The following is a 16131-nucleotide window of genomic DNA, read 5'->3' as shown; positions in this document are numbered from 1 at the left end:
CCTCTCCGTGGTCGCCGTCCGGGTGCGTCCAGTCACTCTCGCCGGATCGGTTCGGGGGCGGGTTGGTCGGTGAGGTTGGCGGCGAGGCGGTGCAGGAGGCTGGCGAGGGTGGTGATCTCGTCGTCGGTGAAGCCGGCGCGGAGGCGTTTGTCGTGGGCGATGGCGGCGGTGGCGAGCTGGTGGAAGAGCTGTTCGCCGTGGTCGGTGAGTTCGACGACGTGGATGCGGCGGTTGTCGGGGTCGCGGCGGCGGGTGACGAGGCCGGTGGTTTCCATGCCGTTGAGGTGGTGGGTGAGGGTGGCGCCTTGGATGCCGACGGCGTCGGCGAGTTCGCGTTGGTTGGCGACGGGGGTGGTTTTGAGGGAGATGAGGATCTGCCAGATGGGCTGGGAGCTGCCGGCGGCGGTGAGGGCGTGGTCGAAGGCGCGGCTGGCGGTTTTGGCGGTGCGGGCGAGGACGACGCCGATGGGGGCGGTGGTGGGTGGTGGCACGGGGGGACCGTATCGCAGGTGTGGAGAGGTCTAAGCGTTTGACTTCGAACGGTTAGACTTCTAACGTTTGCGTCGTCAAGTCACCGCCCGGTGGGGAGCGCGATCATGAGCAGTACCGAAGAGCAGGTCAGGGCCGTGGGACGCCGGTGGGCGGACGCCGAGGTGCGGGGTGACACCGAGGCGCTCGGCGCGTTGGTCGCCGACGGCTTCCGGCTGGTCGGCCCGGTCGGGTTCGTCCTGGACGGGCCGCAGTGGCTGGCGCGCTACCGCACCGGCGACCTGGTCACGAAGGCCCTCGACTGGCGTGACGTCGAGGTGCGCGAGTTCGGGGACACGGCGATCGCGATCGGCGTCCACGAGCAGACCGCGTCGTTCAAGGGCGCGCCCGCGGACGGGAAGTTCCGCGCCACGCACGTCCTGGTGCGCGAGGACGGCGGCTGGCGGCTGGCCGGGATCCACCTCAGCGCGATCGGCGGCCCGCTGCCGTTCACGCCGGGGGCCGCATAATGGGCGTGGAGCTGAACCACACGATCGTGTGGGCGTCGGACCGGGAGGCGTCGGCGGGCTTCCTGGCCGGGATCCTCGGACTGCCGGTGGGGCCGGTGGCCGGGCCGTTCCGCCAGCTGCGGCTGGCGAACGGCGTCACGCTGGACTTCGCGATGGCCGAGGGCGCGGTGCAGGGTCAGCACTACGCGTTCCTGGTCGGCGACGGGGAGTTCGACGCGGCGCTGGCTCGGCTGCGGGCGTCGGGGACGCCGTTCTGGGCCGACCCCTTCCACCGGGTGCCGGACGAGATCAACCACGAACTCGGGGGTCGGGGCGTCTACTTCGCCGACCCGGACGGGCACAACCTGGAGCTGCTCACGCGGGCCTGAGGAGCTGTCGTGCGGTTCGGCATCGGCATCACGGACTTCTCGTGGCCCGGCGGGCGCGGTTCGGGATCGGCACCGGGCACCACGACGGCGAGGCGCGGGCGATGGGCCTGCCGTTCCCGCCGGTGGGGGAACGGTTCGAGCGGCTGGACGAGACCGTCCGGCCGGCGTTCCGGATGTGGGACGGAGACGCCTCGCCGTTCGAGGGTGCGCACTACCGGCCGGAGCGCCCGATCGGGGAACCGGCGTCCCGGACGGCGGGCGCACGGTCCGGCACAAGCTGGCCGTGCTCGCGCGGCACTGTGACGAGGTGGGACGGCCGTACCGGGGAGATCGAGAAGGACGATCAGCACGCGGCTCTCGCCGGGCGAGTCCGCGCCGCCCTCACGGCCGTTTCGCGGGTACCCGGGGATCGGTGGCTTCGACGTGGAAGACGCGGCCGAGGGAGATGAGGCCTTCGTCGAGGTGGCTGAGGCTGGAGAGGACGGCCCGGGTTTCGGCCTGCTCGATGCGGTCGGAGACGGGGGTGCCGTCGTCGCGCACGAGCGTGCCGGGGGTGGGGCCGCCCGGTGAGTCGAGGGCTTTGCGGAGGACGTCGATGTTGGCCAGCAGCCGGCCGGTGAACAGCCGGAGCCGGTCGACGTCGCCGCCGGCGAGCTGGCCGGGCTGGGCACGAGCGGCGACGTGGCGGGCGCGGAACGCGATGGTCTCCAGCGTGGTGAGCACGTGCCAGCCGTAGTCGCGGCGGGCGCTGCGCAGGTTCACCGGGTGGGTGAGGGGTTCGATCGTGGTGCGGACCTGCTCGACGGCGCGGTCGAGGTCGCGGGAGAGCTCGATGATGTTGACGTTCTCCTCGCCGGCGAGCAGGCCCTCGGCGTGTTCGAGGAACTCGGTGAGCTCGTCGAGGACTTCGGTGATGTTGTCGAGCATGACCGAGCGGGTGCGCACCGGGACGATGACGACCGCGGCGAGGATCCCGGCGGCGGCACCGACGGCGGTCTCGGCGACGCGGATCCAGAGCACCGCGAAGCTGAACGTGCCGAGCAGGCTGTAGAGCAGGCCCAGCATGCTGGTGACGAAGAACGCCATCACCACCTGCGAGACGCGCGCGGTGTAGACCATCCCGAACACGCAGACCAGGATCAGCGCGAGGGTGGCCGGGGTGCTGCCGGCGACCAGCAGGGCGAGCAGGACACCGCCGAAGATGCCGATCAGGGTGCCGCCGAGGCGGCGGACGCCCTTGACGAAGGTGGCGCCGGCGCTGGAGGCGCCGATGAAGACCACGAACACCGTGAGCACGGCCCAGTACCAGCGCTGGTGGGAGACGAGCGCGCCGCCGAGCACGGCGAGCCCGCCGCCGACGACGGCCTGGATGGCGCTGCGGGTCTGGTTGTCGTAGGCGAACTTCCGCGTCGGCTCGTCGGCGTCCTCTTCGGCGTCGAGCGGGTCGGTCGAGGTCTCCGGGTCGGCGGCGCGCTGGGCGCGGTCGTCGGCCAGCGCCAGTTCGGCCAGGGCCTTGCGGACGCCGTCGCCGGGCGCGGCGTGCTCGTCGATCCGGCTGCCTTCGACGAGCATCCGGCTGTACTCGCCGGTCTGGCTGATCAGCGGCAGTTCGCGCGGGTCGCGTTCCATCAGGGCGCGGAAGCGGGCGAGCCGGGCGATGAGGTCGTCGCGGACTTCGGCGGTGAGCTCGTCGGAGCAAGTGCGCTGCACGGTGCTGGCGAGCCACTGGACAGCGAGCTCGACCTCGATGGCGCGGCGGCGGAGCCGGTCGGTGGCACGGGCGTCGACGACGTCGGGGGCGGCGTCCTCGATGAGCAGGACGCACTCGTGGAGCCGGCTGATGGAGCTGCGCAGCTGCTTGCGGGTGCGTTCGCTGCCGTTGACCGCGAGGTAGGCCTCGGTGGCGCGGACGACGGCGGCGAGCCGGGCGCGGAAGGCGCGGCGGACCCGGAGGAACTCGGCCTCGGGGTTGCGGCGCAGCAGCACGAACCGGACGACGGTGTTGGCCAGCACGCCGACGGCGAGCGCGAGCAGCAGCTGCGGGACCTGCTTGAGGTGGGTCTGCAGGAACATCGGGAAGAAGAACAGGAAGAACCCGATGGAGCCGAGCGCGGTGCCGCGCGGGCCGAAGCGCTGGGCGTAGACCGCGACGAAGATCAGCAGCACGAAGACGATCGTGTCGAGCGGCGGCAGGACCGAGCCGAGGCTGGCGACGGTGATCGACGCGGCGCCGGTGAGGAACGCGAGGGCCAGGGTGCCGGCCTGGCCGCCGGGGGTGACGTCGTTGACCGTGAACGCCGTCATCATCGCCGCGATCGCGCCGACCAGCATCACCGTCAGCGGCAGGTGCGCCGGCAGCAGCGCCCCGACGGCCAGGACGATGCCGAGGACCGCGGAGCCGGCCAGGCGCAGCCGGACCAGGCCGGGGTCGGCCGCCGCGAACCGGTCGAGCGCGGCGGTGCGGAGGTGGTTCATCGGGCGAGCAGCTCCCACTGGGCGAAGGTGGCCCGGCGGCCGCGGGTGGCGGTGATCCGCAGCCGGTAGCGCGCGTGCGCGGCCGGGGTGGCGAGGACGAACGGGCGGGTCTGGCGGCGCCAGCGGAACAGCTCGCCGGTGCGTTCGTCGAGTGTCGTCCAGTCGGTGCCGTCGTCGGAGCCTTCGAGGGTCCAGGCGCTGGGGTCGCCGCGGCGGGTGCCGGAGGTGAGCGTGTACATCGTGACCTCGCGGGGGTCGCCGGTGACGGTGAACTCGACGACCGGCTCGGCGCCGCGGAAGGTGACCTGGGTGCCGGTGGTGTCGTCGAACAGCGCGGTGACGCGGGTGCCGTCGGAGCTGGTCGCGGTGCCGGTGAGGTCGGTGACCGGGGCCGGCTGCTCGGCGGGCGGCGGCGGGGCGCCCCAGGTGGTCGGTTCGGTGGTGAGGTCGAAGACGAGCTCGGCGCCGCCGGCGAGGGTGGCGTGGGCGATCGTGGTGGCGTCGTGCGGTGCGCCGTCGACGGTGAGGCCGCGGACGTAGACCGTCTCGTCGGTGTTGCCGGGTGCGTGGACGACGAGCTTCTTGCCGTCGCCCAGGTGCACGGTCGCCTTCTCGAACAGCGGCGAGCCGATCGCGTAGCGCGGGCTGCCGACGGCCAGCGGGTAGAAGCCGAGGGCGCTGAAGAGGTACCAGGCGGACATCTCGCCGTTGTCCTCGTCGCCGGGGTAGCCCTGGCCGAGCTCGCTGCCGAGGTAGAGCCGCCGCAGCACCTCACGGACGACGCGCTGGGTCTTCGCGGGCGCGCCGGCGTGGTTGTAGATGTAGGGGATGTGGTGCGAGGGCTGGTTGGAGTGGCCGTACTGGCCCATCCGGACGTCGCGGGCTTCGGTCATCTCGTGGATGAGGCCGCCGTAGGCGCCGGGTCGCTGGCCGGTTTCGGGGGTGGCGAAGAAGGTGTCGAGCTTGGCTTCGAGGCCGGCGTTGCCGCCGTGCAGGGCGGCGAGGCCGGGGCCGTCGTGGGGTGCGGTGAAGGCGGTGTTCCAGGCGTTGGTCTCGACGAAGTCGCCGCCCCACGCGGCGGGGTCGTAGCCCTCGGGGGCGAACTTGCGGCCGCCGTCGCGCTTGCGGCCCTGGAAGAAGCCGATCTTCGGGTCGAAGTGGTGGACGTAGTGCTGCGCGCGCTCGCGGAAGTAGGCGGCGTAGTCGGCGTACATCCGGGCGCGCGGCCCGTCGCTTTCACGGGAAAGTGCCGTCGAGAGGTTGGCGAGGCCGAAGTCGTTGATGCAGCCTTCCAGCGCCCAGGACAGTCCTTCGTGGACGGACGTCGGCGTGTAACCGAGGAAGATCGACCGGTCGAGTCCCTTGCGGCCGACCGAGCGATGCGGCGGGGTGACGGTGGCGTTCTTCAGCCCGGCGTCGAAGGCGGCCTCGACGTCGAAGCCGCGGACGCCCTTGAGGTAGGCGTCGGCGAACGCGACGTCGGAGCTGGTGCCGGTCATCAGGTCGGCGTACCCCGGGGACGACCACCGGGAGATCCAGCCGCCTTCGCGGTACTGCTGGACGAACCCGTCGATCATCCGGCCGCAGTGGGCCGGGGTCAGCAGCGCGTACGCGGGCCAGGTGGTGCGGTAGGTGTCCCAGAAGCCGTTGTTGACGAACATCTCGCCGTCCACGACCTTCGCGCCGGTGCGCTTGCGGGTGCTCGGCCACCGCCGGGGCACGACCGGGCTCGCGTGCCGGATCCCCTTCGGGGTGTTCTCGTGCGCGCTGTTCGGGTACAGGAACAGCCGGTAGAGGTTCGAGTAGAGCGTGGTGCGCTGGTCGTCGGTGGCGCCTTCGACCTCGATCCGGCCGAGCTGCTCCTGCCACCGCTCCCGCGCCTGCGCCCGGACCTGCTCGAACGTCGTCCCGGCCGGGATCTCGAGTTCGAGGTTGCGCTTGGCCTGGGCGAGGCTGATCAGCGACGTCGCGATCCGCAGCGTCACCTCGGGGCCGTCGAACTCGAAGTAACCCGAGACGCGCCGCCAGGGCCGGCGGTACTTGGTGCCGCGGGTGGCCGGGGCGTCGGTCTGGGCGTAGACGAACATCCGGCGGGCGCCGGCCGAGAGGCGGCTGCGGACCCAGGTGTGGCCGGTGACGACGCCGGTGTCGGCGTTGAGCCGGAGGCCGCCGCGGTGGCCGACGTTGTCGAAGAGCAGCCAGCCGTGCTTGTCGGGGAAGGTGCACCGCAGGATCGCCGCGTGGTCGGCCGGGGCGAGGTCGGCGGTCATGCCGTTGGCGAAGCGGACGCCGTAGTGGTGCGGCGAGTCGGTCTCGTCGTCGTGGGAGAAGGCGAGGGCGCGCTTGCGGCGGTCCGGTTCGACCGGCCCGGTGCCGGGCATGATGTGGAAGGTGTGCCGGTCGCCCATCCACGGGCTCGGCTGGTGGCTCAGCGCGAACGCCTGCAGTGCCGGACGGTTCTGCTCGTCGTTGTGGCGGTGGTAGGAGTAGATCCAGTTGGTGACGCCGGCGTCGGTGACCGGGGTCCAGAAGTTGAACCCGTGCGGCACCGCCGTCGCGGGGAAGTTGTTGCCGCGGGAGTAGTCGCCGCTGGAGTGCGTGCCGCGGGTGGTGTGGACGAGGTCGGCGGGTTCGCGCGGCGCGTCTTCCCGCTCGGTGATCCGGACGTCGTCGAGCCAGCCGGTGATCTCGCCGTCCGGTGACGCGGTCCGCAGCACGATCCGGGCGATCCGGCGCCCGGCGAACGCACCGAGCGCGCGGCGGACGGGGTTCCACTGGTCCACCCACAGCGTCTTGTCGTCCACGGGGTCGAACCCGGCGGACGTGCCGTCGGCGAACTCGACGTCGAGGCTGACCCAGGTCGCGTGGTAGGCCGGGATCTCCCCGTCGGACCGCGGGAAGACCACATAGGACAGCTCGGTGCGGTCGGTGACGGGTGCGTCGAGTTCGAACAGGACACCGTACGGACGCGCGGTGTAGCGCAGGGCGCGGGCCCCGGTGAAGCCGACGCCGGTCTTGGCCGTGGGGGACCGGTCCGGCCCACGATCGACCCGCAGCGCGGGGTCCACCGGCTGCGGGTCACCGGTTTCGAAAGAGGAGAAGAACACGGCGTCGGACATGTGCCCACCGTATCGGCCGAACGGCGTAGCGTGTGGCCCGGCAGACTCGACGCAGGGGGAGGGGCGCGTGGGCACGCACACCGTCCGGCACGAGGGCGCCGACCTCACCTACGACCTCCGGGGCGCCGGCCCGCTCCTGCTCCTGATCGCCGGCCTCGGCGGTGACGCCACGCGCTACGCCGGTCTCGCGGAGCAGCTGTCGGACGACTACACCGTGGTGACCTACGACCGGCGGCGCACCGGGCGCAGCACCGGCCGCGACACCGACTTCGACCTGGCGCAGCAGGCCCGGGACGCCGCCGCGGTCATCCGCTCGGCCCGCCCCGCCACGGCCCGCGCGGTGGTGTTCGGCCAGGGCGGCGGCGGGTCGATCGCGTTCGAGCTGGCCGCGCACCAGCCGGACGTCGTCACCGAGCTCGTCGTCCACGACGCCCCCAGCCTGGCGCTGCTGCCCGACGCCCCGCAGCGGCTGGCGTTCGCCCGGCAGGTCCGGACCACCTACACGCAGCGCGGCGCGGTGCCGGCACTGGAGCTGCTCGGCGCGTCCCCGGCCGACTTCGCCGAACCGGCGGCCGCCGACTACTTCCTGCGCCGGGAGTTCCTGCCGATCGCCCTGTCCATCCCGGACCTCGACGCCGTCCGCCGCACCGGGATCCCGGTGGTCACCGCCGCCGGTGCCGGCAACCGGGACGCCTGCCACGCCCAGGCCGCGCGGCTGCAGGCCGAGCACCTGGCCTGCCGCTACGTCGAGTTCCCCGGCGACCACCTCGGCTTCGTGTCCGAACCGGGCCCTTTCGCCGACGCCCTAGCCAAGGAACTGGCCGGCCTGCGCCGCCCCTGACGAAAGCTCAGGCGGGACGGCCGCCGAACTGCCAGGCGTGCACCTCGATCGCGGCGTAGCGGTCCGCGGTGAGGACGGCGCGGGCGGCGTCCGGGTCCGGGGCCCGCAGCAGCACCGCCGTCCCGAGCCACGCTTCGCCGTCGTCGGACAGCAGGGGCCCGTACGCGATCAGCTCGTCCCGTCCCGGCGGGACCTCGAGATCGGCCGGTGTGCCGGAACCGAGGCCGAGCACCAGGTACCGGCGGCCACCGGTGCGCCCGCCCGGGAAGTCGCCCATGGTGCGGCCCAGGGAGTTGCGCCACCGGCGCAGCAGCACGTCCCGGTACGCCCCGGCCTGGTAGCCCGGCTCGTCGAAGGCGAACGCGCGGGCCGCGGCGGAATCCGGCAGGTCGAGGACGTGGACGCTGCCGGTGGGCGTGTCCCCGTCCATCGTGGGGCCGCGGGCGATCATCGGGAAGCGGTCCATGTAGGTCCAGTGCGCCTCCCGCAGCTCCTGACGCAACCCGGCCGAGCCGGGCCGGTCCCGGTGGTAGCAGAAGAACTCCATCTCACCCCCCTCCGAAAGCCGTGAAGGCCTCCTTCCCGGCGGTAAGAGCCGGTAAGGAGGCCTTCACGGACCTGGCTACTGCGGGACTAGATCTTCGCGCACTGCCCGGCGGACGGGCCGCGGACGGTGTTCGGCAGGTCGTAGTCCGTCGGGGCCGGCGAGTTGATCGCACACGCCAGCGGGCCGCCGATCGTGCTCGACGTGAGCACCGGCCCGTGGTTGGCGGTCAGCGCCACCGGGCCGCCGATGGTCGTCAGCTCGATCGACACCTGACCGGTCACCCCGGTGATCGCCACCGGGCCGTCCACCTTCGTGCGGTTGAGCACGACCTGGGCGGCACCCGTCGCCGCGAGCGGGCCCTTGACCTCGCCGCCGCGGACGATCAGCGAAGCGCCGCCGCCCACGGTGACCGGACCCGACACCGTCGCGTCCTGCAGGCACACCGTGCCGCTCGAGACGTTCAGCGGTCCCTTGCGGTCACCGGTGATGGTCTGCGTGCAGGAGACGTCCGGCTTGCCCAGCAGCTCGAACTCGGCCAGCTGCGCCGGGGCGCCGGTGCTGGTCGCGGTGACTTCGAGCTTGTAGTAGGCGTAGTGCGCCGGGTTGGCCACCTTGAACGCGCGGGTCTGCTGCCGCCAGGCGAAGCTCTGGTTCGTCTGCTGGTCCGCGACCGCCCACGTCTTGCCGTCGTAGGAGCCCTTCAGCGTCCAGCTCTTCGGGTCGCCCGCACCGGTCTGGGACGTCAGCGTGTAGTGGCTGACGGCTTCGTCGGTCGAGTTGAGCTGGTACTGCAGGGCGCCGGTGACGGCGGCCTGGGTGCGTGAGGTGTTGTCGAGCAACGCCCCCGCGTCCGAGCCGTCCGAAGTGGACAGCGTGCCCTTGCCCGGACCGGTCTCGTCGTGCAACGGCGTCGGCACCGCGTTGTCCTTGGTGATCGACGTCGGCGCGTCGTTCGGGGCGGTGCCCCACTTCGACGGGTTGGGGCCCATGTCGAAGTCGATCGTGCCGCCCTTGGCGATGACGTCCTGCGGCAGCGACGTCGAGCTGTAGGCCTTGCCGTTGACCTTCACGCCCTGGACGTAGACGTTCTTCGCGCTGTTCTTCGGCGCGTTGATCGTCAGGTCCTTGCCGCCGGCCAGGTGGATCGTCGCCTTCTTGAACAGCGGCGACCCGATCGCGTAGTTCGGGCTGCCCATCTGCAGCGGGTAGAAGCCCAGCGCGCTGAAGATGTACCACGCGGACATCTCGCCGTTGTCCTCGTCGCCGGCGTAACCCTGGCCGATCTCGGCGCCGTTGTAGAGCCGCGAGAGGGCCTCACGGACCTTCGCCTGCGTCTTCGACGGCTGACCCGCGTAGTCGTACATGTAGAGCAGGTGGTGCGAAGGCTGGTTGGAGTGGCCGTACTGGCCCATCCGCACGTCCCGCGCTTCCCGCATCTCGTGGATCACGCCACCGTAGGAACCCGGGTAGTTGGCGGTCTCCTGGTCGGCGAAGAACTGGTCCAGCTTGTTCGCCAGGCCCGCCTGACCGCCGTAGAGGTTCGCCAGGCCCTTGCCGTCCTGCGGCACGGTGAACGCCATGCCCCAGCCGTCGGTCTCGGTGTAGTCGCCACCCCACGAGCGCGGGTCGTACTGGTCCTTCGTCTTGGTGAACTTGCCGCTGGCGTCCTTGCCCTGGAAGAACCCGATGCTCGGGTCGTACAGGTTCACGTACTGCTGGGCGCGGCTGGTGAAGTACTCGTAGTTCTCCTGGTACTCCGCCTTGCGCGGGTCGTTCGGCGCCGCTTCGTCGGCCAGCTTCTTCGACAGGTTGGCGATGCCGAAGTCGTTGACGTACCCCTCGATCGCCCACGAGAAGCCCTCGCTGGCGGTGTTGGGCGTGTAGCCGAGGAAGGTGCCCTGGTCCAGGCCCTTGCGCCCGACCGCCGAGTTCGGCGGGGTCACCGTGGCGTTCTTCAGCGCCGCGTCGTAGGCCGACTTGACGTCGAAGTTCTTGACGCCCTTGAGGTAGGCGTCGGCGAACGCGACGTCGGAGCTGGTGCCGGTCATCAGGTCCGCGTACCCGGGGGAGGACCAGCGCGCGATCCAGCCGCCGTCGCGGTACTGCTGCACGAACCCGTCGACCATCTTCCCGGCCATGTCCGGCGTGAGCAGCGAGTACGCCGGCCACGTCGTGCGGTAGGTGTCCCAGAACCCGTTGTTGACGTAGGTCTGGCCGTCGACCACCTTCGACCCGGTCTGGGTCGCGGTGTCCGGGCCGGTCTTCGGCGACACCGGGCTCGCGTACTTGTAGGCGGGCTTGGCGGCGGTGCCGGTGTTCTCGAACCCGGAGTTCGGGTACAGGAACAGCCGGTACAGGTTCGAGTAGAGCGTCGTGAGCTGGTCCTTCGACGCGCCCTCGACCTCGATCACCTTGAGCTGGTCGTCCCACGCCTTCTGCGCGGCGTCACGCACCGAGTCGAACGTCGCGGCCGGGGCGATCTCCATGGCGAGGTTCTTCTTCGCCTGGTCCAGGCTGATCAGCGACGTCGCGATCTTCATGTTCACGGTCTTGTCGGCGCCCGCGGCGAACCGCAGGTAGCCGGTGACGTTGTCGCGGCCCTGCCCGGTGAGCTTGCCGCCCGTGGTGACCGGCTTGTCGAACGTCGCGTAGACGAACATCCGGCCCGCGCCGGCGTACACGTTGGTCTCGGTGTACCCCGAGAGCGTGCCGGTGGCGGGGTCGAGCGTGAGCCCGGCGGAGTTGTTGACGCTGTCGAAGATCAGGCTCGAGTCCGCGCCCGGGAACGAGAACTTCATCATCGCCGCGTGGTCGGTCGGCGCGATCTCGGTCTTGATCCCGTTCTGGAACTGCACGCCGTAGTAGTGCGCCCGCGCGACCTCGTCGCTGTGCTTGAACGGCAGCGCCCGCGCGTCGCGGTTGGCGTCGGGCACCCCGGTGGCCGCGGACGGCATCACCTGGAACGCCTCCCGGTCACCCATCCACGGGCTCGGCTCGTGGCTCACGCTGAACGCCTGCAGCTGCGGGAGGTTCTGCGCGTTGTTCTGGGTGCTGTAGTTGTAGAGCCAGCTGCTCGACCCGGCGTCGGTCACCGGCGTCCAGAAGTTGAACCCGTGCGGCACCGCCGTGGCGGGGAAGTTGTTGCCGCGGGAGAACGTGCTGTTGGCCATCGTGCCGCGCGTGGTCACGACGTTGTCGCTCGGCCGGGTGCTCGACGGCGGCGTCGGCGTGGCCGAGACCTTCACGTCGTCCAGCCAGCCCTGCAGCGTGCCGGGGCCGTTCGGGTTGTCGTACCCGACGAGGATCCGGTCGATGGTCTTGCCCTTGGCGACCGAGCCGATCGCCGAGCGCACCAGGTTCCACTGGTTGGCGTAGAGCACCTTCGAGGCGCCCTGGCCCTCCGGGGTCAGCGGGAAGCCGTACTGGTCGGTGGCGCCGAGGTTGCGCAGGTAGGTGCCGTCGGTGAAGGCCAGGTCGATCGCGACGTTGGTGCTCGGGTACTTCAGGTCGCCGGTGATGAACTGCGGCTGCACCTTGTACGAGAGCTCGGTCGAGGCGACGACCGGGACGTTGACGTCGAAGACCTTGTTGTACGACCAGCCGTGCCCGGCCTCGGTCTGGCTGCCGGAGTAGCGGAACGCCTTGAGCCCGGTGAAGCCGGCGCGGTTCTTGTTCGTGTACCCGCCGGTCGGGCCGGAGTCGGTGAAGCTGCGCATGTTCGGCAGCGGCGGCGGCGTCGGGTCGTCGTTGGCCAGCAGCAGCTCGGCGGCCTGCAGGATGTCGCCGCCGTTGTTGGCCGTCACGTTCAGCCGGAAGAACTTGTACGGCGCGCTCGGCGCGGCCAGCTTGTAGTCCTTCTGCTGGAACCGGGCGCTGAACGTCTGGCCGGCCTGCTTGTCCAGGTCCGTCCAGGTCTGCGCGTCGTCCGACCCCTGCAGGGTCCAGTCCTTGGGGTCGCGCTCGTCGTGGTCGTTGGCCGAGGTGATCGCGTAGTGCGTCACCGACGTGGCCTCCGACAGGTTCACCTGCGCCCACGCGGTCGGGTCCCAGGACAGCCACTTCGTGTCCGGCGTGCCGTCGACGAGGTTGGCGACGACCTCGCCGCCGTCGGTGTTCTCACTGCTCGCGCTGGTCTCGGTGACCTTGCCGCGGATGTCGCCGGGGATCGCGGTGCCGTTCGCGCCGTTGACGCCGAACGCGCGCGGCTTCCCGGCCGCGTCGGTGTCGACGGTGTCGGTCCACGTCGGCTGGGGGTCACCCGGCTCGAACGAGGACGAGAAGTCGGCGGGAAGGGCGTCCTCGGCGGCGTAAGCGGCCGCGGGGAGGGCGACCAGGCCGGCGGCGACCACGGTGGCGGCCAGCATCATGGCGACCGGTGGTCTGGCGCTTCGGGGCATCATTGCTCCAAGCTCTGGAGGGGATGAACAACGGCACCGCGCGACGGGGAAACCGGCGGCGCGTAGGAAGACAAACGCGCGGGTGACATCGATGTCAAGACCGGTCGGCAAACCTGGCCAGAACTGGACAACCCAACCACCGGGGGACCTGGTGAGAACCGTCCGGACCATTGCCGCGGTCGTGACGCCCCTGCTCGTGACCACCGCCTTCACCCCGGCGGCCACCGGCTCCACCGTCCGGCCGAGCACCGCCTGCGGCGATCCGGCCCGCGGGTTCACCCTGCCGGGCGCCACCACCCACATCACCGCGGCCACCGTCGTCGCCGCGACCGGCCCGGTCGCGCGGTAAATCGGTCACGCGGCTCCGGGGTCGTCGCTAAAGTCGTGATCATGTCGACCTCGGAGCCCGCCGACCGTGTCCTGTCCCGTGCCTCGCTCGCCGAGGGCAACCCGACCGCGTGGTTCGACGAGCTTTACACCGCCGCCGCCCGCGGTGAGGCGGAAGTCCCGTGGACCCGTGGCAAGCCCCAGGCGGACCTGGTGACCTGGGCGGCCGAGCACCCCGGCGAAGGCCGCCGCGCCCTGGTGGTCGGCAGCGCCCTCGGCGACGACTCCGAACTGCTGGCGGCCGCGGGGTGGGCGGTGACGGGCTTCGACGTCGCCCCGACGGCGGTCGAGGCCGCCCGCGTCCGCTTCCCGGAGTCCGCGGTGGACTACGTCGTGGCCGATCTGCTGAAGCCGCCGGGGGAGTGGCACCAGGCGTTCGACCTGGTCGTCGAGATCATGAACGTCCAGGCGATGCCCCGCGACTTCCGCCCCGCGGCGCTCACGTCGCTGGCCGGGTTCCTCGCCCCGGGCGGCACGGCGCTGGTCAGCGAGGTCGCGGAGGAAAGCACGGACGTCGAGACGTGGGTCAGCCCGCCGTGGCCGTTCAGCCGCGCCGAGATCGAGTCGATCGCCCAGGACGGCGTACGCCTGGTCAGCCTGGGCACGGTCCGCGACGGCGCCCGCCACTGGGCCACCTTCACCCGGTAACGCGCCCGGCCCGCCCGCGACTCATCGGTAAGCGGTCTGCCGCGGCTTGTCGTGAGTGTTTAGGAGGGTTCTAACCCTCCTAAACACTCACGACCCCTGCGGCACAGCGCAGAGGCGGAGGCGCGCGTCGCGGAGGTTCGGGACGTCTAGCAGCTCTCCAGGAACCGGGACAGCACCCGCGTCCCGAAGTGCAGGCCCTCCACCGGGACCCGCTCGTCCACCCCGTGCGCCATCGCCCGGTACGGGAACCCCGCCGGCAGCCAGAGCGGCGCGAAGCCGTAGTTCACGATCCCGAGCTGGGCGAACGCCTTCGCGTCGGTGCCACCGCCCATGCAGTACGGCACCACTACCGCCTCCGGGTCCTCGGCCTGCAAAGCCGCGGCCATCGAGGCGAACCACGGCGAATCGACCGGGGCCTGCACCGGCGGCTGGTGCGCGACGAACTCCCGCGTGACGCCCACGCCGAGCAGCTCGTCCAGCTCCGCGAACAGCGCGTCCTCGGTGCCCGGCAGGACCCGGACGTCGACCTGGGCGGTCGCCGTCGTCGGGATCACGTTCACCTTGTAGCCCGCGTCCAGCATCGTCGGGGTCGTGCTGTTGCGGACCGTCGGCACCACCAGCCCGCCCGCCGGACCCAGAGCCGCCACCGTGACGTCCACATCGGACAGATCCACCGGGATGCCCAAAGCCGCGCCGGTCCGCTCCAGGAACGCCTGCACCGTCGGGGTCAGCGACACCGGCCACTGGTGCGCCGCGATCCGGTGCAACGCGTCCACCAACCGGGTGACGGCGTTCTCGTCGTTGGGCCGCGACCCGTGCCCGGCGCGGCCACGCGCGGTGAGGCGCAGGTGCGCCGTGCCGCGCTCGGCCGTCCCGACCGGGTACAGGTGCACGATCCGGCCGTCCGCCGCCGGCACGTGGTAGGTGTAGCCGCCCGACTCGCTGATCGCCGCCGCGCAGCCCTCGAACAGCTCCGGGTGCGCGGCGACCAGCCAGTGCGCGCCGTAGTCGCCGCGGTCCTCCTCGTCGGCGACGAACGCCAGCACGACGTCACGCCGCGGCCGCACCCCGCCGGCCAGCGCGGCCAGCACCATCGCGACGAAGTCCTTCATGTCGGTCGCGCCGCGGCCCCACAGGTAGCCGTCGCGGACCTCGCCGGAGAACGGTGGCACCGACCAGTCCGCGGCGTCCGCCGGGACGACGTCCAGGTGGCCCTGCACCAGCAGGGCGGGCAGCGACGGGTCGGTGCCCGCGACGCGCGCGATCACACTGGCCCGGCCCGGCGCGGCCTCGAAGATCTTCGACGGGATGCCGAGCCCGTCCAGGAACGCGGCCACGTACTCCGCCGCCGGCCGCTCCGGCGAAGCGTCACCCCCACCGCGGTTGGTGGTGTCGAACCGGATCAAGTCCGCGCAGAGCTGGACAGCGTCGGCCACGTCAGCCATAGATGCCCTGCACCGCCCCCGCCGCGATCGCCGTCACGACCTTGAACGCCTTCATCGCCTCGGTCATCGTCACCGCGTCGAACCCGACGCGCCGGACGCCGATCTGCTCCACCGTCGGGATCACCGCGGTGGCCTGGGCCAGGTGGCTCGCGTCGAACTCGACCTCGATCCGGTGCGGCCCGACCCGCCGCTCCAGGCGGCCGGCCTGCGCCATCGCGTCGGCGGCCGCGGTCGTCAGCAGCTCCGCCGTGCGCGCGGGCGGCAGGCAGATCGCCGCGTACCGGCTGACGCACTCCTTCACCTGGACCAGCTCCGCGTCCGGTGCGTAATCACGCGCGTCTTCGCACGTTTCGTCGTCACCCGAAACGAGCAGGACGGGCACGCCGTACTCCGCGGCCATCGCCGCGTTCAACCGGCCCTCGCTCGCCGGGACGTCGTCCAGCCACACCCCGGTGATCTGGTTCTCCAGGTACGTGTGGGAAAGCACCCCGTCGAACCCGGCACCGGCGTGATAGCCCAGGAAGACGACACCGTCCACACCGGAGTCGACGCCCTGCATCATCGACAGCGGCTTGTGCCGCCCGGTCAGCAGCCGCGCCCGCGGGTCGAGGTCCTCCAGCAGCAGGTTCCGCTGCGAGGAATGCGCCTCGTTCACCAGGACGTCGCCGGCCCCGGCGTCGAACAGCCCGGCCAGCACCGCGTTGACGTCGCCGGTGAACAGCCGCCGGAAGCGGTCCCACTGCGGCGAACCGGGCACGACGTCGTCGGTCCAGGTGACGCCGGTGGCGCCCTCCATGTCCGCCGAGATCATGATGCGCATGCGGGGCACTCTAACCAGCCCGCGCGACCCACGAGCACCGAATCCCGCCTTCCGAATGTCACGCAGCGTGAACTTTGTCCGGTCGA

12 protein-coding genes are annotated in these 16131 nt (G+C 71.5%); 5 read left to right on the top strand and 7 right to left on the bottom strand.

Going from position 1 to position 16131, the window contains the following annotated elements; genetic code table 11:
- Positions 1-32: 32 nt before the first annotated feature.
- The gene (locus OG570_RS35930) at positions 33-491 is read right to left on the bottom strand and encodes a MarR family winged helix-turn-helix transcriptional regulator (RefSeq protein ID WP_326953339.1); all 459 of its coding nucleotides are present in this window, start codon (positions 489-491) and stop codon (positions 33-35) included.
- Between the two features lie 105 nt (positions 492-596).
- Here OG570_RS35930 and OG570_RS35925 point away from each other — a divergent pair, with 105 nt between their 5' ends.
- Positions 597-998: a nuclear transport factor 2 family protein gene (locus OG570_RS35925; RefSeq protein ID WP_326953338.1), complete on the top strand. Its 402-nt coding sequence runs from the start codon at positions 597-599 to the stop codon at positions 996-998.
- Positions 998-1366 carry a VOC family protein gene (locus OG570_RS35920; protein ID WP_326953337.1) on the top strand — a complete coding sequence of 123 codons (369 nt, stop codon included), beginning with the start codon at positions 998-1000 and terminating at the stop codon, positions 1364-1366. Before OG570_RS35925 ends, OG570_RS35920 begins: the two co-directional genes overlap by 1 nt.
- 381 nt (positions 1367-1747) lie before the next feature.
- Here the strand turns inward: OG570_RS35920 and OG570_RS35915 are convergent, their stop codons facing one another.
- Both OG570_RS35915 and OG570_RS35910 read right to left on the bottom strand, forming a co-directional pair.
- Positions 1748-3841 (bottom strand): FUSC family protein, encoded by a 2094-nt coding sequence (locus tag OG570_RS35915; RefSeq protein WP_326953336.1) that lies wholly within the window; start codon positions 3839-3841, stop codon positions 1748-1750.
- Complete coding sequence (locus OG570_RS35910; RefSeq protein WP_326953335.1) at positions 3838-6960, bottom strand: GH92 family glycosyl hydrolase; 3123 nt, start codon at positions 6958-6960, stop codon at positions 3838-3840. Before OG570_RS35910 ends, OG570_RS35915 begins: the two co-directional genes overlap by 4 nt.
- A 67-nt stretch (positions 6961-7027) precedes the next feature.
- On the opposite strand from OG570_RS35910, the gene OG570_RS35905 reads away from it, so the two are divergent.
- Positions 7028-7801, top strand: coding sequence for an alpha/beta fold hydrolase (locus OG570_RS35905; protein ID WP_326953334.1), 774 nt, complete (start codon positions 7028-7030; stop codon positions 7799-7801).
- 7 nt (positions 7802-7808) lie between these two features.
- Here the strand turns inward: OG570_RS35905 and OG570_RS35900 are convergent, their stop codons facing one another.
- Entirely contained in the window at positions 7809-8348 is a 540-nt protein-coding gene (locus OG570_RS35900) for a YciI family protein (RefSeq protein ID WP_326953333.1), read from the bottom strand.
- A gap of 86 nt (positions 8349-8434) precedes the next feature.
- Positions 8435-12745 (bottom strand): GH92 family glycosyl hydrolase, encoded by a 4311-nt coding sequence (locus tag OG570_RS35895; RefSeq protein WP_326953332.1) that lies wholly within the window; start codon positions 12743-12745, stop codon positions 8435-8437.
- A gap of 151 nt (positions 12746-12896) precedes the next feature.
- On the opposite strand from OG570_RS35895, the gene OG570_RS35890 reads away from it, so the two are divergent.
- Positions 12897-13094, top strand: coding sequence for a hypothetical protein (locus OG570_RS35890; protein ID WP_326953331.1), 198 nt, complete (start codon positions 12897-12899; stop codon positions 13092-13094).
- A 41-nt stretch (positions 13095-13135) separates the two neighbouring features.
- The gene (locus OG570_RS35885) at positions 13136-13780 is read left to right on the top strand and encodes a class I SAM-dependent methyltransferase (protein WP_326953330.1); all 645 of its coding nucleotides are present in this window, start codon (positions 13136-13138) and stop codon (positions 13778-13780) included.
- A 146-nt stretch (positions 13781-13926) separates the two neighbouring features.
- Here the strand turns inward: OG570_RS35885 and OG570_RS35880 are convergent, their stop codons facing one another.
- Together OG570_RS35880 and OG570_RS35875 are read right to left on the bottom strand one after the other, a co-directional pair.
- A complete protein-coding gene (locus tag OG570_RS35880; protein ID WP_326953329.1) occupies positions 13927-15225 on the bottom strand; it encodes a M20/M25/M40 family metallo-hydrolase in 1299 nt (432 codons plus the stop codon).
- On the bottom strand, positions 15218-16045 hold the full coding sequence (locus OG570_RS35875) for a M55 family metallopeptidase (RefSeq protein ID WP_247051735.1): 828 nt from the start codon (positions 16043-16045) through the stop codon (positions 15218-15220). Before OG570_RS35875 ends, OG570_RS35880 begins: the two co-directional genes overlap by 8 nt.
- Positions 16046-16131: the final 86 nt, after the last annotated feature.

Origin of the sequence: Amycolatopsis sp. NBC_01286, assembly GCF_035982555.1 — a bacterium.
GTDB lineage: Bacteria > Actinomycetota > Actinomycetes > Mycobacteriales > Pseudonocardiaceae > Amycolatopsis.
The sequence above is the reverse complement of the archived record's forward strand: the minus strand, read 5'-3'. Positions and strand labels throughout refer to the sequence as shown.